Below are 26561 nucleotides of genomic sequence, written 5' to 3' on the forward strand. Positions count from 1 at the left end.
CATTCCTGTGGCCTTAAGGGCGCGTATATGCCCTTGCGCGCTGTCGCCCCATTTTAACGCACGCTGGCTGGATCTCACTTTCGACTCGCTGAAAAACAAATCTGTGCCACACTTCTGTAGGTACTTATAACGTTTACCGGAGGGATACGAATGAAAGCTAAGTTAATGATCACGGCTGCTCTGCTGTCGCTGACGGCAGCAGGCTATGCCGGAGCCGCAGAGAAAACCGCCCAGCAGCATAAGATGACCGTCTGTAATCAGCAGGCGGGTGAGAAGTCGCTCAAAGGCGATGACCGCAAAACCTTTATGAGCAACTGTCTGAAGAAAGACAGCAAGACCGAAGCAATAACTCCGCAGCAGGAAAAGATGAAGACGTGTAACTCTCAGGCAGGTGAAAAAATGCTGAAGGGGGACGCGCGTAAAACCTTTATGAGCAGCTGCCTGAAAAAAGTCTGAATCACAGTGGGCCATGTGGTCCACTAATGCAATCTGTCATGGGTAGTGCGGCCGGTTACCGGCACGGCGAGTTAAGTCCAATCGCAATTTCTGAAAAATGTATTGCCCCTTTTTCTCTGAACATGCCATAAACCGTTTTGGCGTGTGTTATTTACCACGACAGGGCAGGTTGTATGGTGGCGTTAATTATTGTCGGTATCTTTATTATCAGCGTGATCTACGCGCATTCCAGAGGCGTGGAAAAACAGAAATTCTCGCGCCAGCTGTTCGATCATTCGACTTTTATGGCTCCGGTCAATATGTTTATGACCGGGCTGTCCAGGCTACCGCCGAAACAGGCATTCTTCGACAGCACAGAGTTCCCGGAACTCGCCAAATTGACCGATAACTGGCAGGCGATCCGTAAAGAGGCCGTGCGCTTGCAGGATCATATTAAAGCGTCGCAATCGCATAATGATGCGGGTTTTAATACCTTCTTTAAACGCGGCTGGAAACGTTTTTACCTGAAATGGTATGGCGATGCGCATCCCTCAGCCAAAGCGCTGTGCCCGATAACCAGCGCGCTACTTAGCCAGATCCCCTCAGTCAGGGCGGCGATGTTTGCCGAGCTTCCGGCTGGAAGTCATTTGGGTAAGCATCGCGATCCCTATGCAGGATCGGTGCGCTACCATCTGGGGCTGCAAACCCCCAATGATGATGACTGCTTCATTGAAGTTGACGGTCAGCGCCATAGCTGGCGCGACGGTGAAGCGACCCTCTTTGATGAAACCTACGTCCACTGGGCGCAAAATGCGACTCAACAGACGCGAATAATTCTGTTTTGCGATATTGAACGGCCGATGAAGTGGCGCTGGGCCCAGGCGGTCAATCACTGGGTAGGCGCGAAATTAATGTCTGCCGCCAGTTCACCCAACGATGACAATGACCGGACAGGGGCAATTAATCGTATTTTTAAATACGTTAATCGCATCAGGGATGTCGGGCAGAACTTAAAAAAGCGTAACCGCACTTTATACTACTGGGTTAAGCATTCGCTGATTGTATTAATTTTTGCGCTGATTGTCATACCCAGCGTTATCCAGTAATAGCAGACGCCGCCCGGCAGGCGGCGGCACAGGATTTACTGCTTGCTCATCTGTTCTGATTTATTCATACACTGCTGTATGGCTTCGATCACCGCTGAACGTAAGCCTTTCTGCTCCAGAACTTTTACCGCTTCAATGGTAGTACCGCCCGGCGAGCACACCATATCCTTGAGTTCAGCCGGATGTTTACCGGTTTCCAGTACCATCTGCGCGGCACCTTTTACCGATTGCGCTGCAAACTGATACGCCTGCTCACGAGGCATTCCGCCCAGCACTGCCGCATCTGCCATCGCTTCGATAAACATAAACACATAGGCCGGCGCGGAGCCGCTTACGCCAACGACCGCGTGGATCAGGTATTCCGGTACCAGCGCTGCTTTGCCAAAACCGCTAAAAATGTTTACCACTTCATCCGCTTCTTCTTGGGTGACCAGCACGTTCGGGGTAACCGAACTCATGCCTTCGTTGACCAGGGCCGGGGTATTTGGCATAACGCGCACGATTTTACGGTCATGGCCAAGCACGGATGCCAGTGAATCCAGGGTGATGCCCGCTGCGATGGAGACCACCAGCGTCTCTTTGTTGAGGCTGCCGGCCACATCCTTCAGCACGGACAGGATCCTGTTTGGCTTGACCGCGCCAAACAGAATATCCGCCTGTTCCGCCAGCTGGCGGGCGCTTTCTGCCGGAGTAATGCCGTACTGCTGCTGCATGGCCTGATTAGTGGCGGGTTTATGGTCAAAGACCCAGATATTTTCTGCTTTAAACTGTCCGGCCGAAACCAGGCCAGCAATAATGGCTTTGGACATGTTGCCGCAGCCAATAAAACCAATTTTCTTTTCCATCATGTTATCCCTGTTTGTATTATGGTGGGTAGCTAACAGCTGCCATCCCTTCACCTTAACCCAGCTGCCGTGATGCTTAAACCCCAAAAGCAGGCCATTCACCCGCTGTATGGCTTAGCAGGGCTGGCATCAGGCTGGGAACAGGAACATGCGGATCGGATTAAGTTTGCCATTCGGCCAAAGAATGGGAAGATCGCCATTATTCATGACTCTCTGAAAAAGGAAATATGGATGCCAATCTGGGTGGATGCCGATGCGTGCCCTAAAGTTATCAAAGAGGTGCTATACCGTGCCGCCGATCGTGAGCAGGTGATGGTCACGCTGGTCGCTAATCAGTCCCTCAGCGTTCCGCCATCGAAGTTTCTGCGAACCCTGCGGGTAGCGGCCGGTTTTGACGTGGCGGACAACGAAATTGTGCAGCGTGCACAAAGCGGCGATCTGGTGATCACCGCCGACATACCGCTGGCGGCAGAGGTGATGGAAAAAGGTGCGATAGCGTTGAATCCACGCGGTGAGCGCTACAGCGCCGCAACAATCCGCGAACGACTGACGATGCGCGATTTCATGGACACGATGCGTGCCAGCGGGGTACAAACGGGTGGACCACCGGCGCTGAACCAGCGTGACCGTCAGCAGTTTGCTAATGAACTGGACAAGTGGCTACAGCAGCAGCGGAAATAATGAGACACCTCCCCCGCCGTGCGGGAGAGGTGCGGGTTAGCCTTACACGAAGCTGTCGTCGTCAAAGTCGCTGCTGTCGAACCCATCGTTGGCAAAGCTGTCATTATCGCTACTGTTTGCGTAATCCTGCTGCCCACTATCCTGGTTCAGAAACGAGGCATTGTCTGCGCCGTTGAAGGTATCAAGATTGTTATTAAAGTCTGTCTCCGGCATCGCCGGCTCATTAATGATGTTGACGATCTCTTCCGGTTGAGAACGATGGAACATGCTGGTCAGCATATCTGCCAACACCACCCCGCCGGCGACACCGGCTGCCGTTTGCAGGGCACCACCGAGAAAGCCCCGGCCAGCAGAAGTTGCAGCAGCAGCAGGGGGCTGCTGCAGAGAGGGCTGCGCGGACGGAGCGCCCCAGGCTGATGAGGCAGCAGGGGGTTGCTGCTGCGGTTGAGAACGACTGCCGCCACCGAATAACCCGGAGAGAAAGCCGCCGCTGCTCTGCTGCGGTTGCTGTTGCTGCATCTGCGTCAGCCGTGCTTCCAGCTCGCCGATACGGCCGTTCAGCTGTTTCAATGCCGCGTCCTGAATCAGGATGGTTTGTGCCATATAGTAGGGCGCGCCGGGTTGCTGCCGTAGCTGTTGCTGAATGAGTGTTTCTGCTGCGCTGTCACGCGGGGCGGACTGAGATTCAGCTTGTTTCAGGCGGCTGAACAGACCTTCGATTAATTGTTGCTCTTGGTTCTGCATAGAGATTTCTCCGAAACGTGCGATGGATACCATAGTGTCAATACCGCCAGTAAAGTAAATGCTCCTGAAGTAAGAAAATGTTGCGGTGATAATGCGTGTTTTCAACCAGCACAAACGAATAATTATCACGCTATTTTAGCCGTAAAATCTGAGATTAAGGCCGGCATGACTCAGTCAGGCTGTAAATAAAACGTTACTGCTGGTTCTGCTGGAAAATGTCCGCTATTATGCCGCCCACTAGATTGTTTCTTGCCCCTCTGCTACGCGATTAACGTTGGCGGCATTCGCTTAAGGAAACGCCTGACATGTCATTACCCATTTATCTGATTGGCGCACGCGGCTGCGGAAAAACCACCGTGGGCCAGGCGCTGGCTTTGGCATTAGGATATGACTTTTGTGATACCGACCACTTCCTGCAGCATACCAGTCAGCAAACTGTTGCCGATATTGTGGCAGTCGAAGGCTGGTGTGGATTTCGTCGGCGCGAAACCGAATCCCTGAAGGCGGTGACCGCGGCAAGGAAAGTTATTGCCACCGGGGGCGGGATGGTGCTGGCAGAAGAAAATCGTCTGTACATGCGCGAGCACGGCAGAGTGATTTACCTGAATGCCGATGCTTTGGTGTTGGCGGCTCGCCTTGAGGCCTATCCGCAGGCTGAACAGCGCCCGACCTTAACCGGACGACCCATTGCCGAAGAGATGGTTGAAGTGCTGGCGGCACGCGATGCTCTATATCAGCAGGCTGCTCACCATATTATCGACGCTATACCATCGACCGATGCCATAGTTAATCAGATAGTTAACGTTCTTTCACTCGCCCGCGCCAGCTGATCCCCTGCTGTACCTTCGCCCTGTGGTGCGGTTTACACTGCTATTTTTTCGCCATTCCGGCAGATAAAACGCTGTGCTTGTCTATACTTAACCTGTTTGGCCACTGGCCACGTATAAATACAGACACTTAAAAGGGGGATCATTATGCCAGGCAGACCGCCATACCCACGTGAAGCCTTCGTTGTACCTGTAGAAAAAGGTACGGCCGAAAAATCCGTTACCTGGTATGAATTACGCGCCGATCATCCAAAACCCGACTCGCTGATCAGCGAGCATGAAAGCGAGCAGGAAGCGCTGGACGCAAAAGATCGTTATGAGGACAAATCCAAAGAATAATAAACCGTGGCAGGGACGCCATGATATTTATGTTAACTTTTGTGCAAGATTTATTAACGGTATTTTTATTTTTCACAACAGAGTATTTCTCTTCAAGGTGCCCGTTTTCCCACCTAACGTCTCACCATTAATTTTGATGGCAAGAATATTAAATTATTAACTGTGCATTTCACCTGATTATTCCTTTCTGTCCTCCACCGAACGCGAAAATTATTCCTTGACCTGGCAGCAGACTGTCTTTAGTTTTAACTCACTGAGAAAAGGAACATTTGTTCCTAATAGTGGAACATTTAATATGACCACACTGGAAAATTCTGTCGCAATACTTAAATTGTTTAATCGAAGCGATCTTAATCATGGTCAGCCCGGGTTGACCTTCTCTGCGGTTGTCGAAGCGCTGGGCCTGCCCAAAAGCACGGTTTCCCGCCTGCTGTCGATAATGGAAAGTGAAGGTTTGCTGGAGCGCGACCCCGGAAGCCGCTGTTTTCGCCTGGGACGGATGTTGCTGACGCTGGCCAGTCAATATCTTTCCACGCCCCTGATGGATTGTGCTTCACCAATGATGGTCAGACTGGCGGCGGAATCCAGTAGTACGGGGTATATTTCGGTGCTGGACGGGCGCGAGATTATGGTTATGCGCATGTTTCAGGGGCGGATGGTGATGCAGTTGGTGACGCCTCCCGGCAGCCGTATGGCAGCAGCCCAAACGTCGGTAGGGCGGGCGCTGCTTGCGCGACACAGCGACGATTACGTGCGTAAACTGTATCAGGGAGTCTGGAAAGCTGGCGTGCCCAACTCACCCCAGACGCTGGAGCAGCTGTTAGTGGAACTGAGTCGCATTCGTCAGCAGGGATGGGCGCTGGCCCGCAATGAAATGCTGCAAGGCATCAGTTCTCTGTCGACCACCGTTGCGAATAAGCATCTGGGGGAAGTTGTGGCGCTGTGCCTGTCATTTCCATCACAATCAGCAGAACAGCCTTATTCGCCCGCTACGCTGGATGCGTTACAAAGCGTAACGCGTAAGCTGGCCGGGCAATACGGCGACCGGACATGGCAGGAGGCTGAAATATTCCCCATCATGCAGTAATCACTTCATATCCGTAACGGTTATGAAGTACGCCTCACCAGGGCAATTGCAGTACTATTTTCAACATTAATATCTAAAAAAGCCCGTAAGAGGCTGAATATCTGTATACAGAATATCCCCTTGATATATCAGGGGGATGCTCTGTTATATGCGAATAAAAAGGAATTTAATCGGGATATTTAAGGAGAAAATATGCAGCAAGAAAATGCGTTTAAGGATATTGGCATCCTGGTGATGCTGCTTGTACTTTCTGTACTGGGTGCCATTATTGGCGTGCAATTATTAACAACGCTGGGCGTGACGCCGAATACATCTATTATTGGCGCACTGCTGGCGATGTTGCTGGCGCGAATACCTTTACAGGCGTTCCGGCGTTATCGCTCTGTCGATACGCAAAATCTGGCCCAAACAGCCATATCAGCTGCTACTTTTGGGGCAGCTAACAGCCTGCTGATGCCGATTGCCGTTCCCTGGGTCATGGCAATGCCGCAGCTGGTGCTGCCGATGTTTATTGGCGTCTGTGCAGCAATGCTGCTGGACGCTTATCTGCTATATCGTCTGTTTGATACCCGGGTATTTCCTGCCAGCAATGCCTGGCCACCGGGCGTTGCTACCGCAGAAGCGATCACAGCTTGCGATCGGGGCGGTAGCCATGCCTGGCTACTGTTGACCGGCGTTGTGGGCGGCGTTATTGGCTCGATGCTGAAAATTCCCATGGCCGCATTTGGTACGGCATTTATTGGCAATATCTGGGCGCTAAGCATGTTCGGCATCGGCTTGCTGCTGCGCGCCTATGCGCAGCCGCTTGCAGGCGTCGATATCAATGCTAACTATATTCCTCATGGAATCATGGTGGGGGCCGGGCTGGTCGCACTCATTCAGGTTGTGCAGGTTGTCCGCAATAAGAAAAACGATAGCACTCGTTTTACCCGCCCGGACAGCGAAGTGCGCAAAGCCCTTGGCCTGGGGTCAGTGGGTTTCCTGATGATCGCCGCGCTGCTGGCGTTTGGCACCGGGCTGTGGGTAGAGATGTCACTGCCCATGCTGCTGGCCTTTGTGGTTTACGCCGCTTTCGCCGCATTTGTTCACGAGCTGCTGGTGGGGATAGCCGCCATGCACTCCGGCTGGTTCCCGGCGTTTGCCGTGGCACTGATCAGCTTGATTATCGGTATTCTGATCGGTTTTCCGCCGCTGGCGCTCTGCGTACTGAGCGGGTTTACCGCCGCCACCGGCCCGGCATTTGCCGATATGGGTTATGACCTTAAAGCCGGATTTGTGTTACGCGGCAACGGGCGGGATCTTCGCCAGGAGCTGTGGGGGCGTCGCATTCAGCTGTTTGCTGCGCTGATCGCCTTTGTGGTGTCGATTCCGGTAGTGTGGTTCGCTCATACCAGCTTATTCAGTCAGGATCTGATCCCACCGGTAGCACGCGTCTATGCCAGGACCATTCAGGCCAGTGGCGAAGCGGGGATTGCGCACAGTCTGCTATTGTGGGCGATCCCCGGGGCGCTAATCCAGCTGATCGGCGGGCCGAAACGTCAGCTCGGCGTGCTGTTAGCGACCGGATTACTCATTTTCAATGCGATGGCGGGCTGGGCCGTCGTCAGCGGCATTATTCTCCGACTGATCGTTTCGCGCCTCTGGGGCGAGCGTGGGCGCACGCCGGTTGAAGTGATGGCAGCCGGGTTTATTGCCGGCGATGCACTTTACAGCTTCTTCAGCTCCCTTTTCACCAGCGGTGCCAAAAAATAGCCAAGGGAAACAGAGACAAATGAGTTTGCATCAAACTTTGCAGGTGTTTGAATTGCTCGATAATGCCCGCGTCATTGGCGCAGATGTGGTCAAATTGTTTGCCGGTTATTCGGCAGTTGACGTGACGACCAGGCGCGTGAGCGGGACGAAGGGTTACACCGACTTTATCCGTGTCATATTGCCCGGCAGCCACGGGCGAAGTCAGGGAGGTAATGCCCCTACGCTGGGTATTATCGGTCGGCTGGGGGGGATAGGCGCACGTCCGGCGCGTATTGGGCTGGTTTCTGATGCCGATGGCGCCATTGCCGCCGTTAGCTGCGCGCTGAAGCTGGCAGAGATGCAACGCAAGGGCGATATACTGGCCGGTGACGTTATCATCACGACCCATATTTGCCCGCACGCCCCTACGCGTGCACATCACCCCGTGGACTTTATGGATTCGCCAGCGGATGACGTCACCATGAACGAACATGAAGTGGTGCCGTGCATGGATGCCATCCTTTCTGTCGATGCCACCAAAGGCAATCGCATCCTCAGTCATCAGGGGGTTGCGCTGTCGCCCACGGTTAAGCAGGGGTACATTTTGCGCGTATCGGAAGATTTGCTGCGTATCCTGGAAACCACCAGCGGGCGTCCGGCCGTGACCTTTCCTGTCACCACCCAGGATATTACGCCGTATGGTAATGGCGTGTATCACCTGAACAGTATCATGCAGCCCGCCACGGCTACCGATGTGCCAGTGGTGGGCGTGGCGATCTGTAGCGAATCGGTTGTTCCGGGTTGTGCAACCGGAGCGAGCCACGAAGTTGATATTGCGTTGGCCGTGAAATTCGTTGTGGAAGTGGCAAAAGAGTTTGGTTACGGCCGTTGCGCATTCTATGATCCCAATGAGTTCGCGCGCCTGCAGTCCCTGTACGGTAGCCTTAGCCACCTCAGTAAAAGGCAATAGCCCGGTGAATCCAACGCTGGTTACTCTGACCATCGGGCAGTCGCCGCGTAGCGACATTTTGCCGCTGCTGCTGCAGTATCTGCCAGCGGAAAAGATAGCCCATGCGGGTCTTCTGGATGGCCTTAATCGCCAGCAAATTGCACAACAGTTCGGTGCGCATGACGGAGACAAGGTGCTGGTATCAAGGCTTAGCGATGGCAGTCAGGTTTTGCTGGCGTCAGATAAAGTAGAGAACGGTCTGCGAAAGCGCATTTTGCAGCTGGAGGATCGCGGTTTTGAGACTATCCTGTTGTTATGTACCGGCGAATTTGGGCGCCTTTACACTAACAGGGCGCTGCTGCTGGAGCCGGACCGCATGATCCCGCCGCTGATTGCAGCGATGGTTGGTGAACACAACGTTGGCATTGTGGTGCCGGTGGCCGGACAAATTCAACAACAGGCCGGCAAGTGGAAGAATCTGCCCCGCCCGCCCTGTTTTGCTGTAGCCAGCCCCTATCTGAGCAGTGATGAAGCCCTGTTGGATGCGGGGCGGTCGCTGCAGGATCGTGGAGCGGATGTGGTGGTGCTCGACTGCTTCGGTTATCACTGCCAGCATCGTGATATGCTAAGCAGACAATTAGCTATCCCGATACTGCTGTCGGGCGAGATCGTCGCCAGGCTGGCAGCAGAGCTGTTGCTTTAAGTTTCTCACAGAGCGTGCAGCCGATTAACACTGCTTCGATATTGCCCGCTTACTTTTTTCCATGATAACAAGGAATTGCTATGCTCAACGTTAGTGAGTATTTCGACGGTAAAGTGAAGTCGATTGGTTTTGAAAGCGCGAGCGCCGGGCGCGCCAGCGTAGGGGTGATGACGGAAGGCGAGTACACATTTGCTACCGCACAGGCAGAAGAGATGACCGTGGTGAGCGGTACGCTTAATGTATTACTGCAGGGAGAAACCGAATGGAAACGTTATCAGGCGGGTGAGGTCTTTAACGTGCCGGACCACAGCGAGTTTCATCTGCAGGTGGCTGAACCTACTGCGTATCTGTGCCGCTATCTGAAGGACTGATCAACAGCCCGGCGGCTGAAACATCCACGGCATCCCCCATGCTTGCGTGATATGCCACGCTCAGGGATGCCGTTAATTTATTTTTAGCCCTGCCAGCAACTACCGTTGTGCTTCCCCACCTAACGCTTCTACGGTATTGCTAATCAACGCGGCCAGTTCGCCGGTCATCAGGACAAAATCAGCGTCGAAACGTCCGGCGACATCTTCCCTGTCGATATCATCGTTCTGCTCGCGCAGAATATCAGCGAACTTCAGGCGCTTGATCGAGCCATCGTCGGACAGGATCATCTGGATACGTTCCTGCCAGTCAACAGCCAGTTTGGTTACCAGCTTGCCGGCTTCGATATGGTTAGCAATTTCATCACACACCAGGTCCTGCTTTTTACAGCGGATCACACCGCCATCTTCCAGAAGGGCTTTCAGCTCGGCTTCATCCATCAGGGCGAAGCCGGCCGGTAGCTCCCCGGAGCGCACCCATTCGGTCAGCGTCAGCTCAATCGGGCTTTCCAGCGTCAACGGTACCACCGGCAGTGAACCCAGGCTTTTACGCAGCAGGGCCAGCGTGTCCTCAGCTTTTTTCGCGCTGGCGCAGTCAACCATAATCAGGTTATTCACGGTATCGATCCAGATATACGTCTGGCTGAAACGACTGAAGGCACGCGGCAGCAGGCTGTGCAGCACTTCGTCTTTAAGCGAGTCTTTCTCGGTTTTCTTCAGTTTGCGCGACTGTTCGGCTTCCAGTTTGCTGATTTTGGCTTCCAGAGCCTGCTTAACCACCGGTGAAGGCAACATCTTCTCTTCTTTACGTGCGCAGATCAGGATCTGGCCGTTGGTGACATGGGTCAGATCTTCGCCGCGTGCGCCCAGCGGCGAAACCCAGCCTGTTTTGGCCATATCCTGGCTGCCGCAGGGGGTGAAGGAGAAAGCATCGAGCTGTTTTTCCATTTCGTCTGCCACCAGCGGAATGTCGCGATTCAGGCGATAAACCATCAAATTTTTAAACCACAGCATGCTGCATTCCCTCTCCGGGCGCGCAAAAGGCGCGCGAGTTCAAAGTCAGCGCGCATGATAGCGAATCGCTGGCGGGGTTTCATTGCCTTTCCGCAACCTGGCCGATCGGGTTGCGTTTTTAGCGCCGGCGCGCAGAGGATAAGCGGGGTGGAACAGCCCGCAGCATCATGTTTATTCGCCTTGCAGCATCGCATCGTGCGGGGCGTTATCACGCTGATTTTTCGTCAGCAGGAACCACAAATAGCCTGCCAGCATCAGTACGGCAAAGATGGCGGCAATCAGCGGGTTAAACCACAGCATGGCCATTAGGAAAACCGTCGCCAGCAGCAGTGCAATCGCCGGGACAATCGGGTACCCCGGCGCCCGGAAGGTGCGCTCCAGCTCAGGGGCGCTGCGGCGCAGGCGGAACAGACTCAGCATGCTCATGATATACATCACGATGGCACCAAACACCGCCATGGTGATCATTGCCGCCGTCAACGTCATTCCCTGCAGGTTAATCCAGCCGTCGCTGAAGATAGCCGCAATACCAATCACCCCACCGGCGATAATGGCGCGATGCGGCGTCTGGAAGCGTGACAGCTTCGCCAGGCCAGCGGGCAGATAACCAGCGCGCGACAGGGCGAAGAACTGACGTGAATAGCCAAGAATAATGCCATGAAAGCTGGCAATCAGTCCAAACAGGCCAATCCACACCAGCATATGCATCCAGTTGGAGTGTTCGCCGACGATCATTTTCATTGCCCGGGGCAGCGGGTCATTGATGTTGGACAGGGTGCGCCAGTCGCCGGCACCGCCTGCCAGCAACATTACGCCAATCGCCAGCACCACCAGCGTCAGAATACCGGCAATATAAGCGCGCGGAATGGTGCGTTTCGCATCTTTCGCTTCTTCAGCCGCCATGGCTGCGCCCTCAATCGCGAGGAAGAACCAGATGGCGAACGGGATGGCGGCGAAAATACCGGAAAGCGCCGGCATGCCGAAATGTTCTCCCCCCGCCCAGCCGTGGGCCGCGAAGTTAGCCATACTGAATCCGGGGGCAACCACGCCCATAAACACCAACAGTTCCAGCACCGCCAGAATGGTCACCACCAGTTCAAACATCGCGGCCAGCTTCACGCCAAGAATATTTAGCGACATAAACACCAGGTAAGCACCTACTGCGGCATACCTGGGATTGAGTTCAGGATACTGCACGTTGAGATAGGCGCCGATCGCCATGGCGATGGCCGGCGGAGCGAAGACAAATTCTATTAAGGTTGCCATACCGGCGATCAGTCCACCGGTCTCACCGAACGCCCGGCGGCTGTAGGCAAACGGGCCACCAGCATGAGGAATGGCGCTAGTCAGCTCGGTAAAGCTGAAGATAAAGCAGGTATACATGGTGGCGATCATCAGCGTGGTCATCAGGAATCCCAGCGTTCCCGCTACGCCCCAGCCGTAGCTCCAGCCAAAATATTCACCGGAAATCACCAGTCCTACTGCAATGCCCCATAAATGTAGGGTGCCCAGCGTCGGTTTTAATGTTGTTGTCATATTCTGTCCCCGTATCCCCATATTGTGGTTTTTTGATAATGCAGTTGCCCGCCGGTGGAAACTTGACACGGGCGCGAACAATTTTGCGTTCTGCGGTCAACTGACAAGCAAAAAAAGCGCCAGCTGCTTGCTGCGGTCAACATTGAGTTGTCTGCGGTCAAGCTGAAAAGGGAAGACGATCGGATGCTGTCAGCACAGCCCAATACCGATCCCGGAGCCAGACTATGACCGCCAAACAATATGACACCCTGAATAATGCCGCGCTGCTGCGTCTGGCTGAACTGGCCATGGCACGCTATCCGGCGTTCGTGCAGGGCAGGCTCAGCCTGCTGTGCCGCTCGGAAAATGCCACTTTTTTGCTACAGACGAGAAGGACAAGCTACGCGCTACGCCTGCACCGGGCAGATTACCATCAGCGTGCCGACATTGAGAGTGAGCTGCACTGGCTGGATGCGCTGCGCGAAAGCGGCATTGAAGTGCCTCAGGCGGTGCCAGACAGAGAAGGGCAGAGGGTGCAAAGCCTGATGTTAGAGGATGGATCGGTGCGGCATGCGGTGCTGTTCCACTGGGTTGAGGGCGATATGCCGGGAACGGACGTCGATCCGCGTGCGTTTCAGCAGCTGGGGAATATCACCGCCCGTCTGCATCAGCATAGCCGAAGCTGGCAGCGCCCGGCTGGCTTCCGGCGCATCACCTGGGACCATCACACCATGGTCAGTCCGCAAAGCCACTGGGGCGACTGGCGCGATGCGCCGAATCTGCGCGTTGCGGATCGGGCGATTGTTGAACAAACGATTAAGCGGGTGGAATCGACGCTGGCTGATTTCGGCAAGGATGCGCGCAACTATGGGCTGATCCATGCCGATCTGCGCCTTACCAACCTGCTGCTGCACAAGGGTGAAACCCGGGTAATCGATTTTGATGATTGCGGGTTCGGCTGGTACCTGCACGATCTGGCGGCGGCGGTAAGCTTCGTTGAACATCACCCGCGCGCCGCCGAGTGGATTGATCACTGGTTGCGCGGTTATGAGCAGGTCGCGCATATCAGCGACGACGAAATGGAGAAGGTGCCAACGCTGCTTATTCAGCGCCGCATCCAGCTGCTGGCGTGGGTTGGCTCGCATGCAGAAACCGAAATGGCGCAAAGCCTTGGGCCGCAGTGGGCGGATCATTCTGTTCGCCTGTGCCGTCGCTATCTGGAGACGCAACAGCTGCCGGTTGGCGCCTAGCACCAGACTGACTGCACCGTTGCCGGGCAATCCTGCGCTGCTGCGGTGCTTATTATCCGCTTAATCGACGTTAAAACGACCATTTTGTCTGCCGCTGTAGCTGGTACGAAATTTGCTGTGATTAGCCTATCCATTGCAGTATGAGGCAATCACCATGATGCAAAGTAAGCAGGCCAGGGCAGAAGTCAGCCATGTTATCAACGGCGGCGGAGTCTGTAATCGTGGCGTGCTGGCCGCTGCCGCCAGTGGGCTTAGCGATTTTATCAGTGACAGTGGTGGCGACGTTGACCGTATTTTTGGCGTCAGCGGCATCGACCCGGAACTGCTGGCGCAGCCAACGCTCAGCCTGGGTTTGATTAACTACTGTCGGGTGATGGAAGAGGCGGCTCGCGATTCAGATTGCGATAATTTCGGTTTGCACTACGGCAGGCAGTTTAAACCGCAATCGCTGGGCCTGATTGGCTACATCGGTTTGTGCAGCCCAACGCTGGAGCAGGCCCTGCATAATGTCGCCAGCGCTTTCCCCTGGCATCAGCACGATACCTTAACGCGCCTTGTGGATAAAGGGGACTGCTGGCGTCTGGATTATCAGGTGCGCCACGGCGCCATCCTCTGCCGCCGCCAGGACGCGGAGCTGACGCTGGGCATGTTTTTAAATCTCATCCGTCACGTTGCCGGGAGGAACTGGGCCCCGCGCGAGGTGCATTTCGAACATCCACGCCCTTCACAGTGGCACGAGCACTGTAAAGTGTTTGATGCCCCGGTCTGGTTTGACCAGCCGTTTAACTCGCTGGTTATTCCCAAACGCGATATGGCACGCGCTATGCCAGACAGCGATCCGCTGCTGTTAGGCGTGATGCAGGATGCGATACGTCGCCTCAACAGCGGTTGCGTTCAGCAGAAAATTGTCGACCTGGCCAGGGTACAGGTTCATCAGGCGCTGTTGCAGGGAGAACCGTTACTGGAAGAAGTGGCGGAAAAAATGGGACTGACCAGCTGGTCGCTGCAGCGCCGTTTGCGGGAAGAAGGGCTCAGTTTTACCTCGCTGGTGGACAACGTGCGCTGCGAGATGGCGAAATACTACTTACAGCAGCACCAGCTGCCCATTTCTGAAATGGCGTTGCTGCTGGGGTACTCGGAAGTCAGTGCCTTTTCCCGCGCTTTTCGTCGCTGGTTTAGCATCAGCCCGCGCCAGTGGCGTCAGGAAGAGCGCCGGGGATAAGCTAAGGTCTTAAATCGATCAGTACGCCGTTGGCCATCTCCGGTGGTGGGGGCGGCATAGCGCCTGCATTAGCGACCGTGCTCCAGGCTTTCAGGCATAGCGGCTCATCCCCTTGCGTGCTCAATACCTGATAACGCCGGTGGGCACCATATTTCAGGCTAACTGCACAACGTTGGCCGTGATAATCCTCTGCATGGTCAAAATTATCCTGTATTCGCTGTTTCATGGTCGTCAGATAAAGACACAGGTCAGCAGACGCGTGGTCAGCGCATGACGGTGCTGTATTGCTGGTTGATTGACAAGCTGTCAGCAGCCCGGCAATACTGAACAGTGCCGAAATGAAAAAGCGTTTGAACATATCTGTTATTCTCCTGACTTGAGTTAAATGAACGACTGATACTGCTTTGCTTAAGTTTACATCTGAATATAATACGCTGTTAATTTTTGAAAACCTCGCGCAGCGTATGTTTTTCAGATTTACCTCTGATTTAACTTAAGTTTGATTGATATTTGTCTGGCGGCATTTTTAGCGGTAAAACAGGTTAATTAAAATAAGCTTTTAGTTTTTTTTGAAATTATCATGTGCTAAATTCCAGCCTCGAAATACGTTATGCTTTTTAACCGATTGTCATTCATGTACTGAGTCCTGATTCGGTATTTTTCTCTGTCTTTTGAATATAAAAACACACACAGGAATAAGAAATGAAATCCACATGTCTTGTTGCTTTAGCTGTATTAAGCTCATCACTTCTCACCGGCTGTGCTACTGAATCCTCTCGTTCTGTTGCTGCGCCCCAGGTCGCGGCCGCAACCCAGCCACAATATCAAGGGGTGAAAAGCCCGATTGCCGTTGGGAAATTTGATAATCGTTCTGCCTATATGAACGGTATTTTCTCAGACGGCGTTGACCGTCTGGGTAACCAGTCGAAAACCATTCTTATCACGCATTTGCAGCAAACCGGCCGCTTTAACGTGCTTGACCGTGCCAACCTTGACGAACTGAAAGCCGAAGCGCAGTACAAGCGTAGCCAACAGTCAATTAAAGGGGCTAACTTCGTCATTACCGGTGATATTACCGAATTCGGTCGTAAGGAGGTTGGAGACCAGCAGTTATGGGGCATTCTCGGCCGTGGTAAGTCTCAGGTTGCTTATGCCAAAGTAAACCTGAACGTGGTGGATGTTGCCACCTCAGAAGTGGTTTATTCCGTGCAGGGGGCCGGTGAGTACAGCCTGTCTAACCGTGAAATTATTGGCTTTGGCGGCAGCGCCAGCTATGACTCCACGCTGAACGGGAAAGTGATGGATTTAGCCGTGCGTGAAGCGGTCAATCACCTCGTTAATGGTATCGAATCTGGCGCATGGCGTCCGGTAAAATAATAAACAGAGAGTAAAAATGAAAGCGATTAAAATAATTAGCGTAGCGACAGCTGCCTTGCTAATGGCCGCCTGCGCTGGCAAAAAAGAAACCACCTATTACTGGGGCGATTATCAGTCCACGCTTTACGGCTATTACCAGCATGATAAATCACCGCAGCAGCAGATAGATTCACTGAATGCCATCGTGGAACAGGCTAAGGCGAAAAATAAGCCGGTTCCCCCTGGGCTGCATGCACAGCTCGGTCTGTTATATGCAGATACCAGCCGTCCCGATCTGGCGTTGCAACAGTTTAATACGGAGAAAACACTGTTCCCGGAATCTGCGGCCTATATGGATTACCTGATGCGCAATAAGGCGAAGAAATAATGAAAATATCAACTATTGTTGCACTCGCCTCTGTACTGGTATTAAGTGGCTGCGCCAGTAAAAAAGCCCCGTATGATTACAGCGCATTCCGCGCCAGCAAACCCGCCTCGATTGTGGTTCTGCCGGCGAAAAACAGCAGCCCGGATATTAATGCTGCCCACAGCCTGGTGTCCGTAGTGACCACGCCGTTGGCCGAATCCGGTTACTATGTTTTCCCGGTAGCGGTGGTAGAAAAAACCTTCGAGCAAAACGGCCTCTCCAGCGCGTCAGATGCACAGGCGGTCAGTAGCGCGAAACTGCACGAGATTTTTAACGCCGATGCCGCGCTGTATGTGGATGTGCTTGAATATGGCACAAAATTCATGCTGATTGACAGCGTGACTCAGGTCGGCGCCACGGCGCGTCTGGTTGATTTACGTAGCGGTAAGCAGATCTGGTCCGGAGCGGGCTTTGCCTCTGACGCTGATAACAGCAATAACAACGGCATTATGGCGATGCTGGTCACGGCGGCAATTAAACAGATCTCCAGTAATATCACCGACAAGAGTCACGATATTGCAGTGATTACCGCAACTAACATTCTCACCGCAGACGGCGCTGACGGCAGTATCCTGCCGGGGCCGCGTGCCAGGTTGAAAACGACCAGGTAACCCGTGTGCTGTTATGGGGCGACCGGTCATTGAACAGGTCGCCCTGTGATTAACCGACGGGCAGCTCCAGCCTGCTGTAACCCAGGCCGTTAACCTTCCTCAACCTGATCTGCACCGCAATCCGCTCTTTCATTGCCTCGACGTGGCTAATCACCCCGATGGTTTTGCCGCTGGCGTTAAGCGCATCCAGCGCATCCAGCGCGCTGTCCAGCGTTTCGGCATCCAGGGTGCCGAAGCCTTCATCAAGAAACAGCGATTCAATGCGGGTTTTATGGCTGACTAAATCTGAAAGCGCCAGCGCCAGCGCCAGGCTGACGAGAAAACTCTCGCCGCCGGACAGCGTGCGCGTATCGCGCCGGGTCTCGCCCTGCCAGGTGTCGATCACCTCTAATTCCAACGCTTCTTCTTGCGGTTTACGTTGCAGCTGATAGCGATCGTGCAGGCGGCTTAGCTGGTTATTCGCCAGCCACACCAGATGATCGAGGGTTAATCCCTGGGCAAAGCGGCGGAACTTACTGCCGTCTTTGGAGCCAATCAGATCGTGGAGATAGCTCCAGTCTTCCACCTGCTGTTCATTGGCCGCCACCTGCACCAGCAGCGCCTGCTGCTGTGAACGGCGGGCGGCATCGTGTTCGAGCTGCTGGCGCAGCTGCCCCTGCTGGCTGGCCAGTTCACGCAATTGCACACTGAGCGCCTGCAGACTGGCCTGCAGCGCCTGCTGCTGCGCCGTCAGGTTTTCCGGCTGGCCGCTGCGGGTTGTCGCCTCATCAAAGCGTGACTGTAGGGTAATCAACTGTTCACTAAGTGATTTATGCTGCCCGGTCAGAGTATTTATTCGATCCTGCTGCATTTGCCACTGTTGTTCATACTGGCGCAAGGTTTGCAAATGCTGTTCTGACTCGCTGTTCAGCCGCTGCCTGACGGTGGCGACCAGCGCATCGCCAAACAGCCGCTGGCGCTGCTGCTGGCGTTCGCTCAGGATTTGCTGCTGTTGCTGGCTGCGGGCATCCAGCACGTCAAGACGCGCCTGCTGCTGCACCCGCTCCTCCTCCAGCGCCTGCTGACGGCTGCCGAGCGCCGCCAGTTCGGGCAACAACGCTGCCAGCTCGCTGGCGTTCTGCTGCCACTGTTGCCACTGTTGCTCACGGGTTTGCAGCCAGCCTGGATAATCACCGTCCTCCGGCAGCTGAAGCTTCAGCTGCGCGAGGCTTGCCGCCAGTTCGCTACGCAGCTGCCGCGCCCGCTGCCGATCCTGCTCCAGCTGCTGCTCCAGCTCGCTCAGGTTGTGGCGTGCCGCCGTTATCTCCTGCTGGTGCAGGGCGGTTTGCCGTTCAAGCTGCTGCCACGCCTGCTGCTGCTGATACAGCGCCTCCTGCTGCTGCTGGCGGTGGCGCATCGCCTGCTCCAGGCGGTTGAGCTGCTGCTGAAGCTGGTTCTCCTGCTGCTCCTGCTGTGCCAGCCAGTCGCGGCACTGCTGCTGCTGATCGGGAGTGAATTCCAGCGCCAGCAGGGCGGCGGCGCTGTGCCACTGCTGTTGCAAATCCGATGCCTGACGGGCAAGGTCGAGGTCGTCCTGCTGCTGGCACTGCTGCTGTTGCTGCTGCTGCTTTAGCCGTGCGCTACAGGCGCTGCCCTGTTCGCCGAGCACCCGGACCTCTTCCCTCAGGGCGTTGAGCCGTTGCTGATTTTCTGATGGCTCCAGCGCCTGATATTCGGCAATCGCCGGATGATTTTCTGACCCGCACAGCGGGCAGGGCTGCCCCGGCTCCAGCAGGGCGCGCTGCTGCTCCAGGTCGGCAATGCGCTGCTCCAGCCTGCAGCGCTTGTCAAGGTCCTGCTCATGCTGGCGTTTCTCCGCCCAGCGGGCGCGCAGGGTTTGTAACTGCTCACTGCTTTGCTGTATCTGATGCGCTAACGCCTGGCGTTCCTGCTTTAGCCGACTGCGCCGTTCACTAAGCTGCTGCCACTGCGGCAGCAGCGTAGCCAACAGCAGGCGTTGCGGGCGCAGCTGGCTGAACTGCCCCAGCGCGTTGTGCAGGCTCTCCGGTGAGTGCTGCTGCTGTAAGGCGGCCAGCGCCTGTTGCGCCTGGTTAAGGTTCTGCTGCGCCGATCCAAGCTGCTGCTGCAGCGGCGCAGCCTGCTGGCTAAGCTGCTGAAGAGCCTGTTCCTGCTGCTGCACCTTTTGCTGCCGGGCCTTCAGCCGTTGACTTAGTGCTGAAAGTGACTGCTCACTTTGCTGCTGCTGGCTGAAACGTTCACGCCACAACGGCAGATATTCGCCGTAATGGGAAAAATGGGGATGTGCTTCGCGCCACTGATTAAGCTGCTGCTGCTGCGCCTGCCTGTCCTGCTGAAGTTGCTGAATTTTAGCGCTTTCCTGCAGGCGAGCAGTTAGCGATTGTTGGTGCTCACTTCGCTCGCGGGCCAGCTGCTCAGACTGTTCGCCCAGCGTGGTGAGCTGGTGATCCAGAGGAATGACCTGCTCGGTCATCAGCGTTTCCTGCTGTTGGCGAAGCAGTTGGTGATCCTCGTGGTTCTTCAGCGCCTGCTGCTGCTGAAGATCTGCCGCAGCAAGCTGCTGCCGGGCCTGCTGTAGCTGTTCATCCAACTGCTGGCGCTGGCGGGAAAGCTGCTGCTGCTGCTGCTGTAATCTGTCCAGCTGTTGCAGTTCCTGTAACGTCTGCTGCTGGCTTTGCTGCTGTGAAGTGAGTGCCTGCTCATCGGCAATCAGCTGTGCCAGCTGGCCAGCCAGGTTTTGCTGCTGCTCCTCGCCCAGCAGATCCATCGCCGCAGCCTGGGCGCGCAGCCCGTCCAGCGCCGCTTTCGCCTCTTTGTGGCGCTCGAATACCGCCGACGACAGGCGGCCGTAGATCTCGGTGCCGGTCAGCTCTTCCAGCAGCTCGGCGCGATCGCTCGCTTTGGCATTGAGGAAAGCGGCAAACTGCCCCTGTGACAGCATCATCGATTTGGTAAAACGCTCGAAGTTCAGCCCGGTCAGGCTGGTGATAACATCCTGCTTCTCTTTCGCCTTATCGGCGACGATATGATTATCTGCGCAGCGCGCCAGCTCGACGCGCGGCGCCTGCAGCTTGCCGTCAACGGCACCGCGTGCGCGGTTCTGACTCCAGAATGCGCGCCAGGCAACGCCTTTTACCTCAAATTCCACCTCCGCGAGACATTCGGCAGTATCGCGCGTCATCAGGTCGTTCTGTGACTGGGTGATGCTTTTCAGGCGCGGCGTCTCGTGGTAAAGGGCAAGGCAGATGGCATCGAGCAGGGTGGTTTTCCCTGAGCCGGTCGGCCCGGTGATGGCAAACAGGCCATTGCTGGCAAAGGGTTCTGCGGTGAAATCGATTTTCCATTCGCCCTTCAGCGAGTTAAGGTTTTTAAAGCGCAGGGTAAGAATTTTCATGATGGCTGCTCCTCATGGCGCACCGCTTCCAGCGTCTGCGCAAACAGCGCGCGCACGCGTTCCAGCCGCTCCGGCTGTTCCGGTTCTGATCCCAGCCGCCGTGCAAACACCTCTTCAACGCTCAGTTCACTCAGGGTTTCATTATTCTGGCGTGCTATCACCTGCTCACGCTGTTCGCGGCTGCGGCGCAGCAGTACCACTTCCACCGGCAGCGCGGCGGTCAGTTCCTGTATGCGGCGCTGATGGTCGCTAAGGTAAGCATCGGTAACGATTTCAATATCCAGCCAGGTGGTTTTGCCCTGTGCATCAGGCACCAGCAGTGCCAGCTGCTGCTCAATCTGTTCCAGTGAGCCTTTGATCATCTGCATCGGCTGAAACAGCGGGATCGGCAGCGCGGTCACCTCGCTAAGCTTGCCTGCACTGAAATCAACGCGCATCACGCTTTTAGCCTTGCCCAGTTCGTCAAAACTGAGTGGGATCGGCGAGCCGCTGTAGCGGATATGCTCGCTGTCAGCGATGCGCTGGGCGCGGTGGATATGGCCAAGGGCGATATAGTCCGCCGGGGGAAAGCAGTCGGCCGGGAAGGCGTCCAGCGTGCCGATATAGATATCGCGTACCGCGTCGCTTTTGGTCACGCCCATCGTGGTCAGATGACCGGTCGCGATAATCGGTAGCGCTAAACCGAGAGCATCGCGCTGCGCCAGCGCTTGCTGCCAGCAGCGCTGATAGTGTTCGCTGATGGCTTCCAGCAGGCTCTGCTGTTTTTCACGCCCCGACTGCCCGCTCTGGCTGCGCAAAATATCACGCGGACGTAAAAACGGAATGGCGCACAGCAGGGCGCCCGGCTGGCCGTCGCGGCGGTTCAGCACCAGCACCTGCTGACGGATATCGTCACAGGCTGCGGCAATCACCCGGGTATTCAAACAGGCCAGCAGCTCACGCGACTCATTCAGCGTGGCGACCGAATCGTGATTGCCGCCCAGCACCACCAGCTGGCAGCGGGTTGGCTGCAACTTGACCACAAAGCGGTTGTATAGCTCACGGGCGTAACTCGGCGGGGTGCCGGTATCGAAGATATCGCCCGCAACGATAATCGCATCGGCCTGCTGCGCTTCTGCCTGTTCCAGCAGCCAGTCGAGAAAAGCCTGATGCTCGGCCGCCCGGCTTTTGGTGTAGAAAAACTGGCCGAGATGCCAGTCGGCCGTATGAATGATGCGCATGGTGCTCCCTTCATGGCAGAACGCGAAGCGGTGATTATAAACCTAAAGCCGCACGGATATTTAATTCGTTGCCTCTCCTTTCCTGAGGGTGCTTTTTTCATAAAATTGTCATAAAACTGACGCATAATGGCGCGGCATATCCCGTGACAATCTGTCACCGCAGCAGGAGCAATAATGGCAAAGCGCATTCTTGTGGTCGAAGATGAAGCCCCAATCCGTGAGATGTTGTGTTTCGTTCTGGAACAAAATGACTATCAACCGATAGAAGCCGCGGATTATGACAGCGCGCTCAGTTTGCTGATTGAACCCTGGCCAGATTTGATTCTGCTGGACTGGATGCTGCCCGGTGGCTCCGGCATCCAGTTTATTAAACACCTGAAGCGTGAAGCGATGACGCGCGACATTCCGGTGATGATGCTGACCGCCCGCGGCGAAGAAGAAGATCGCGTGCGTGGCCTGGAAGTCGGCGCTGATGATTACATCACCAAACCTTTCTCCCCGAAGGAGCTGGTGGCACGGATTAAAGCCGTGATGCGGCGCATTGCTCCGATGGCGGTAGAAGAGGTGATTGAGATACAGGGGCTGACTCTCGATCCGTCGTCTCACCGCGTGATGTCAGGCACCCAGCCGCTGGATATGGGGCCAACCGAATACAAACTGCTGCACTTCTTTATGACGCATACGGAGCGCGTATACAGTCGTGAGCAGTTGCTAAACCACATATGGGGAACTAACGTTTATGTCGAAGACCGTACCGTCGACGTTCATATTCGCCGTCTGCGCAAAGCGCTGGAACTGAGCGGGCACGATCGTATGGTGCAGACGGTTCGCGGAACAGGTTATCGTTTCTCTGCACGTTATTGATCGCTCGCACGGAGTCTGAATCGTGTTGGAACGCCTCTCCTGGAAGAGATTACTGTTTGAGCTGCTGCTTGCCAGCCTGCCGGCGCTGATTATCGGACTCATCGTGGGCGGGTTGCCCTGGCTGTTGCTGGCTTCCGCGCTCTGCGTGCTGGTTTTTCACTTCAACAATCTTCTGCGCCTGTCGCACTGGCTGTGGGTGGACCGCAGCATCAACCCGCCCAGCGGACGCGGCAGCTGGGAGCCTCTGTTCTACGGCCTGTATCAGATGCAGGCGCGCAACCGCCGCCGCCGCCGGGAACTTGGCCATCTGATTAAACGCTTTCGCAGCGGAGCAGAATCGCTGCCGGATGCGCTGGTGTTGACCACCGACGAGGGCACGATTTTCTGGTGTAACGGGCTGGCTCAACAGCTGTTGGGGCTGCGCTGGCCGGAAGATAATGGTCAGAACATTCTCAACCTGCTGCGTTACCCCGAATTTACCCGCTATTTGCGCCAGCGTGATTTCGCGCATCCGCTGACGCTGGTTTTGAACAGCCAGCGCCATCTGGAGTTTCGCATTATGCCCTACAGCGAAGGGCAGTGGCTGCTGGTGGCGCGCGATGTGACGCAAATGCACCAGCTGGAAGGGGCGCGCCGCAACTTCTTTGCCAATGTGAGCCACGAGCTGCGCACGCCATTAACCGTGTTGCAGGGGTATCTGGAGATGATGAATGACCCGGTGCTGGAAGGTCGCCTGCGGGCTAAAGCGCTGCAAACCATGCAGGAACAGGCGAAACGCATGGATAGCCTGGTGGGTCAGCTGCTGACGCTGTCGCGCATTGAGGCGGCTCCGGCGCACGACCTGCATGAAATTGTTGATGTCCCAATGATGCTGCAGGGTTTGCAGCGTGAAACGGAATCGCTCAGTCAGGGGCGTCATCAAATCCAGTTCAACAGCGACCCGAATCTACGCGTATATGGCAATGATGAACAGCTGCGCAGCGCCATCTCCAACCTGGTTTATAATGCGGTGAATCATACCCCCGACGGCACAAGGATTGTGGTCAGCTGGCAACGCAGCGACCGGGGAGCCGAGTTCAAGGTCGCAGATAACGGTCCGGGCATCGCGCCAGAGCACTTACCGCGTCTGACTGAACGTTTCTATCGCGTTGATAAGGCACGATCCAGACAGACCGGGGGAAGCGGGCTGGGGCTGGCTATCGTAAAACATGCGCTCAGCCACCATAATGCGCGGCTGAATATCAGCAGCGCGCCGGCAGCTGAAACCTGTTTCAGCTTTCAGCTGCCGCTCAGGATGATTGTGGGTGCTGAACCGGGCGGCTGCATGCGGCCTTAATCACACGGAACTCTCACCATGAAAAATCTCATCGCGCTGGCGTTGCTGCTGATCTGCATAGCGGCTAAGGCCAAAGAGGGCATGCTGGCGGGTAATTTGAACAGCGTCGGCTCCGATACGCTTGGCAACCTGATGGCGCTATGGGGAGATCACTTCAGCCAGCAGTATCCCGGCGTGAATGTACAGATCCAGGCGTCGGGATCGTCTACGGCCCCCACGGCGCTGGCGGCCGGGGCTGCGCAACTGGGCGCGATGAGCAGGCCGATGCAGGCAGCAGAACGCCAGCTGTTTGCAGATCGTTATGGTTATCCGCCGCTGGCGGTGCCGGTGGCTATTGATGCGTTGGTGGTGGTGGTAAATCAGGATAATCCGTTAGCCGGACTGAATGCCCGCCAGCTGGATGCTATTTTCTCCGTCACGCGGCTTTGCGGAGGAGCGCTTTCCCCCCATAGCTGGGGGGATCTGCAGCTGACTCAGCCCGGCTGGGCGCAGCGCGGCATCCAGCGCTTTGGCCGTAATTCTGCCTCTGGTACGTGGGGGTTTTTCAAACAGCAGGCGTTGTGCAACGGTGATTTACGCCGTGATGTTGGCGAATATCCTGGCTCTGCGGCGGTGGTGCAGGCGGTTGCCGGTTCGCTCAACGGCATTGGCTATGCCAGCGCCGGATTTCATCTTAGCGGCGTTAAAGTGCTGCCGTTGGCGCGAGATGAGAATAACTGGATCAGCCCCACGGCTGAAAATATCCGCAGCGGCCGTTATCCCTATGCGCGTCCGCTTTACATCTATGTCAATAAAGCGCCGGACAAACCTCTGGAGCCGCTTACCGCCGCGTTTCTCCGCCTGGCGTTATCGGGCGCTGGCCAGGCGTTGGTCAGTCAGGCTGGCTATCTGCCCCTATCTGAAGCGCAAAGGGAGCAGGCGCTGGCGATGATGGCGCAATAATGACATCAGTTTGCAGCAGTGATGAGGTTGCAGAGCCGCCAAAGAAGGGCTTTGAGTCAAATGCAACGCCGTTCGTTACCGAACGTCCCCGGTCTTTTTCAGCATAATGAATTTTTCTCAGTCACCATGAAATTTTGTCGTTTGCGAGATGGGGATCCTCATGACACTGTGAGAAACGGATATTTAGACGTCCAGAAGTCTAAAATAACCCACCGTAACTATTGCGCGGCGCAATGATCCGCCCGCGTGCAGGCCAGGAGTGAGCTGACATGACAACATCCGTACCTTATCGCGCTGAAGTGGTTGGCAGCTTTCTGCGCCCTGCAGCAATTAAGCAGGCGCGCCAGCAGTTTGCCGCCGGTGAAATTGACGCGGCTGCGTTACGCAGCATTGAAGATGAAGAGATCCGTAAAGTGGTTGCCAGCCAGCGAGCCAGCGGCCTGCAGGTGGTGACCGATGGGGAGTTCCGTCGCGCCTGGTGGCACTTCGACTTCTTTGACGGGCTGGATGGCGTAGAGCGCTACGAAGCAGAGCAGGGCATTCAGTTTAACGGCGTGCAGACAAAAGCGCGTGGCGTGAAGGTTACCGGCAAACTGGGTTTCAGCCATCACCCGATGTTAGAGGATTTCCGCTTTCTGCAAAGCATCAGCGGGGATGCCGTGGCAAAAATGACCATTCCCAGCCCCAGCGTGCTGCATTTCCGTGGCGGGCGTAAGGTCATTGATGCGCAGATTTATCCGGATCTGGACGTCTATTTCGACGACCTTGCACAAACCTGGCGCGATGCAATCCGGGCATTCTACCAAGCAGGTTGTCGCTATCTGCAACTGGATGATACCGTTTGGGCTTATCTCTGTTCTGACGACCAGCAGCAGCAGATACGTGAGCGCGGTGACAACCCGGAAGAGCTGGCCCGTACCTACGCGCGGGTGTTGAATAAAGCCATTGCAGGCAAGCCGGACGATTTGCAGATCGGCCTGCATGTTTGCCGGGGCAATTTCCGCTCAACCTGGATCTCCGAAGGTGGCTATGAACCGGTCGCGGAATTGCTGTTTGGCGGAGTCAACGTTGATGCCTTCTTTCTTGAATATGATAATGAGCGTTCGGGCGGCTTCGAGCCGCTGCGCTTTATCAAAAAAGGCAAACAGCAGGTGGTGCTGGGCCTGATCACCACTAAGAGCGGAGAGCTGGAAGCGGCGGCAACCATCGAAAAACGTCTGCGTGAGGCCGCGCAGTTCGTCAGCATGGACCAGATTTGCCTTAGCCCGCAGTGTGGCTTTGCCTCTACCGAAGAGGGTAACAGCCTGACGGAAGAGCAGCAGTGGGCCAAGCTGCGCCTGGTGGTGGATGTTGCTAACCGCGTCTGGTAAAAAACGCATTGTGTGCATCAGGCGCGGATCTGTGCGCCTTTTGTGCTGCTTTTTCGGTCTGTCGCCAAAATTAACGCGGCGCAGACGAAAAAAAATACAAATCATGTAACGCAATTCTGTCCTCATCTAAGCATATACACTGGTTGGCTGATTTTTTACGGTATATTCATCTGCTTTCTCGATCCCGTATTGCCTTTTACCGCTATA

The 26561-nt window shown here is 55.5% G+C and carries 26 protein-coding genes; 19 read left to right on the forward strand and 7 right to left on the reverse strand.

Features of this window, described 5'->3' with window-relative positions:
* The first annotated feature begins 150 nt into the window (after positions 1-150).
* The gene (locus JGC47_RS04590) at positions 151-456 is read left to right on the forward strand and encodes a PsiF family protein (RefSeq protein WP_004156166.1); all 306 of its coding nucleotides are present in this window, start codon (positions 151-153) and stop codon (positions 454-456) included.
* A gap of 173 nt (positions 457-629) precedes the next feature.
* The gene (lpxO, locus tag JGC47_RS04595) at positions 630-1541 is read left to right on the forward strand and encodes a lipid A hydroxylase LpxO (protein WP_004156169.1); all 912 of its coding nucleotides are present in this window, start codon (positions 630-632) and stop codon (positions 1539-1541) included.
* A 35-nt stretch (positions 1542-1576) separates the two neighbouring features.
* Here lpxO and proC read toward each other — a convergent pair whose 3' ends face one another.
* Positions 1577-2389, reverse strand: a complete 813-nt coding sequence (gene proC / locus JGC47_RS04600) for a pyrroline-5-carboxylate reductase (RefSeq protein ID WP_004156171.1) — start codon at positions 2387-2389, stop codon at positions 1577-1579.
* 228 nt (positions 2390-2617) lie between these two features.
* Between proC and JGC47_RS04605 the strand changes: the two genes are divergently transcribed.
* A complete protein-coding gene (locus JGC47_RS04605; protein WP_004156173.1) occupies positions 2618-3067 on the forward strand; it encodes a YaiI/YqxD family protein in 450 nt (149 codons plus the stop codon).
* 42 nt (positions 3068-3109) lie between these two features.
* Here the strand turns inward: JGC47_RS04605 and JGC47_RS04610 are convergent, their stop codons facing one another.
* Complete coding sequence (locus JGC47_RS04610) at positions 3110-3811, reverse strand: DUF2076 domain-containing protein (RefSeq protein WP_004156177.1); 702 nt, start codon at positions 3809-3811, stop codon at positions 3110-3112.
* A gap of 305 nt (positions 3812-4116) precedes the next feature.
* On the opposite strand from JGC47_RS04610, the gene aroL reads away from it, so the two are divergent.
* The 7 genes from aroL to ppnP all read left to right on the forward strand — a co-directional run bounded on the left by aroL (position 4117) and on the right by ppnP (position 9818).
* Positions 4117-4641 carry a shikimate kinase AroL gene (gene aroL / locus JGC47_RS04615; protein ID WP_004156180.1) on the forward strand — a complete coding sequence of 175 codons (525 nt, stop codon included), beginning with the start codon at positions 4117-4119 and terminating at the stop codon, positions 4639-4641.
* 144 nt (positions 4642-4785) lie between these two features.
* On the forward strand, positions 4786-4977 hold the full coding sequence (locus tag JGC47_RS04620; RefSeq protein WP_004156183.1) for a YaiA family protein: 192 nt from the start codon (positions 4786-4788) through the stop codon (positions 4975-4977).
* 295 nt (positions 4978-5272) lie between these two features.
* The gene (locus JGC47_RS04625) at positions 5273-6064 is read left to right on the forward strand and encodes an IclR family transcriptional regulator (protein WP_004156184.1); all 792 of its coding nucleotides are present in this window, start codon (positions 5273-5275) and stop codon (positions 6062-6064) included.
* A gap of 192 nt (positions 6065-6256) precedes the next feature.
* Positions 6257-7816, forward strand: coding sequence for an OPT/YSL family transporter (locus JGC47_RS04630; protein WP_004156186.1), 1560 nt, complete (start codon positions 6257-6259; stop codon positions 7814-7816).
* A gap of 19 nt (positions 7817-7835) precedes the next feature.
* Positions 7836-8765, forward strand: coding sequence for a DUF1177 domain-containing protein (locus JGC47_RS04635; RefSeq protein WP_004164031.1), 930 nt, complete (start codon positions 7836-7838; stop codon positions 8763-8765).
* Positions 8695-9447 (forward strand): AroM family protein, encoded by a 753-nt coding sequence (locus JGC47_RS04640; protein WP_004156190.1) that lies wholly within the window; start codon positions 8695-8697, stop codon positions 9445-9447. Before JGC47_RS04635 ends, JGC47_RS04640 begins: the two co-directional genes overlap by 71 nt.
* Positions 9448-9527: 80 nt before the next feature.
* Positions 9528-9818 carry a pyrimidine/purine nucleoside phosphorylase gene (gene ppnP / locus JGC47_RS04645; RefSeq protein WP_004156192.1) on the forward strand — a complete coding sequence of 97 codons (291 nt, stop codon included), beginning with the start codon at positions 9528-9530 and terminating at the stop codon, positions 9816-9818.
* 99 nt (positions 9819-9917) lie between these two features.
* Here ppnP and rdgC read toward each other — a convergent pair whose 3' ends face one another.
* Both rdgC and eat read right to left on the reverse strand, forming a co-directional pair.
* Positions 9918-10829 (reverse strand): recombination-associated protein RdgC, encoded by a 912-nt coding sequence (rdgC, locus tag JGC47_RS04650; protein WP_004156196.1) that lies wholly within the window; start codon positions 10827-10829, stop codon positions 9918-9920.
* A 171-nt stretch (positions 10830-11000) separates the two neighbouring features.
* On the reverse strand, positions 11001-12365 hold the full coding sequence (gene eat / locus JGC47_RS04655) for an ethanolamine permease (protein ID WP_004156198.1): 1365 nt from the start codon (positions 12363-12365) through the stop codon (positions 11001-11003).
* 224 nt (positions 12366-12589) lie between these two features.
* Between eat and JGC47_RS04660 the strand changes: the two genes are divergently transcribed.
* Positions 12590-13594: a phosphotransferase enzyme family protein gene (locus JGC47_RS04660; RefSeq protein ID WP_004156200.1), complete on the forward strand. Its 1005-nt coding sequence runs from the start codon at positions 12590-12592 to the stop codon at positions 13592-13594.
* Between the two features lie 157 nt (positions 13595-13751).
* Positions 13752-14816 carry an AraC-like transcriptional regulator QhpR gene (gene qhpR, locus JGC47_RS04665; protein ID WP_371410429.1) on the forward strand — a complete coding sequence of 355 codons (1065 nt, stop codon included), beginning with the start codon at positions 13752-13754 and terminating at the stop codon, positions 14814-14816.
* 1 nt (position 14817) lies between these two features.
* On the opposite strand, the gene JGC47_RS04670 is transcribed toward qhpR, so the two are convergent.
* Complete coding sequence (locus JGC47_RS04670) at positions 14818-15174, reverse strand: cell envelope integrity TolA C-terminal domain-containing protein (protein ID WP_004156204.1); 357 nt, start codon at positions 15172-15174, stop codon at positions 14818-14820.
* A gap of 344 nt (positions 15175-15518) precedes the next feature.
* On the opposite strand from JGC47_RS04670, the gene JGC47_RS04675 reads away from it, so the two are divergent.
* From JGC47_RS04675 to JGC47_RS04685, 3 genes are read left to right on the forward strand one after another with little or no spacing between them, the layout of a single operon-like run.
* Positions 15519-16193 carry a CsgG/HfaB family protein gene (locus JGC47_RS04675; protein ID WP_004156209.1) on the forward strand — a complete coding sequence of 225 codons (675 nt, stop codon included), beginning with the start codon at positions 15519-15521 and terminating at the stop codon, positions 16191-16193.
* 16 nt (positions 16194-16209) lie between these two features.
* On the forward strand, positions 16210-16560 hold the full coding sequence (locus JGC47_RS04680; protein ID WP_004156211.1) for a DUF4810 domain-containing protein: 351 nt from the start codon (positions 16210-16212) through the stop codon (positions 16558-16560).
* Positions 16560-17210 (forward strand): DUF799 domain-containing protein, encoded by a 651-nt coding sequence (locus JGC47_RS04685; protein WP_004156213.1) that lies wholly within the window; start codon positions 16560-16562, stop codon positions 17208-17210. Before JGC47_RS04680 ends, JGC47_RS04685 begins: the two co-directional genes overlap by 1 nt.
* Positions 17211-17259: 49 nt before the next feature.
* Here JGC47_RS04685 and JGC47_RS04690 read toward each other — a convergent pair whose 3' ends face one another.
* Both JGC47_RS04690 and sbcD read right to left on the reverse strand, forming a co-directional pair.
* On the reverse strand, positions 17260-20622 hold the full coding sequence (locus tag JGC47_RS04690; protein ID WP_004156215.1) for an AAA family ATPase: 3363 nt from the start codon (positions 20620-20622) through the stop codon (positions 17260-17262).
* A complete protein-coding gene (sbcD, locus tag JGC47_RS04695; protein ID WP_004156216.1) occupies positions 20619-21842 on the reverse strand; it encodes an exonuclease subunit SbcD in 1224 nt (407 codons plus the stop codon). Before sbcD ends, JGC47_RS04690 begins: the two co-directional genes overlap by 4 nt.
* A 174-nt stretch (positions 21843-22016) precedes the next feature.
* On the opposite strand from sbcD, the gene phoB reads away from it, so the two are divergent.
* The 4 genes from phoB (at position 22017) to JGC47_RS04715 (ending at position 26354) form a co-directional block, all read left to right on the forward strand.
* Positions 22017-22706: a phosphate response regulator transcription factor PhoB gene (gene phoB / locus JGC47_RS04700; protein ID WP_004156219.1), complete on the forward strand. Its 690-nt coding sequence runs from the start codon at positions 22017-22019 to the stop codon at positions 22704-22706.
* 22 nt (positions 22707-22728) lie between these two features.
* Positions 22729-24042: a phosphate regulon sensor histidine kinase PhoR gene (phoR, locus tag JGC47_RS04705; RefSeq protein WP_004156221.1), complete on the forward strand. Its 1314-nt coding sequence runs from the start codon at positions 22729-22731 to the stop codon at positions 24040-24042.
* 18 nt (positions 24043-24060) lie between these two features.
* On the forward strand, positions 24061-24984 hold the full coding sequence (locus tag JGC47_RS04710) for a PstS family phosphate ABC transporter substrate-binding protein (protein WP_004156223.1): 924 nt from the start codon (positions 24061-24063) through the stop codon (positions 24982-24984).
* A 269-nt stretch (positions 24985-25253) separates the two neighbouring features.
* Positions 25254-26354: a cobalamin-independent methionine synthase II family protein gene (locus JGC47_RS04715; protein ID WP_004156230.1), complete on the forward strand. Its 1101-nt coding sequence runs from the start codon at positions 25254-25256 to the stop codon at positions 26352-26354.
* Positions 26355-26561 lie beyond the last annotated feature (207 nt).

It is taken from the genome of Erwinia amylovora (genome assembly GCF_017161565.1).
GTDB classification, from domain to species: domain Bacteria; phylum Pseudomonadota; class Gammaproteobacteria; order Enterobacterales; family Enterobacteriaceae; genus Erwinia; species Erwinia amylovora.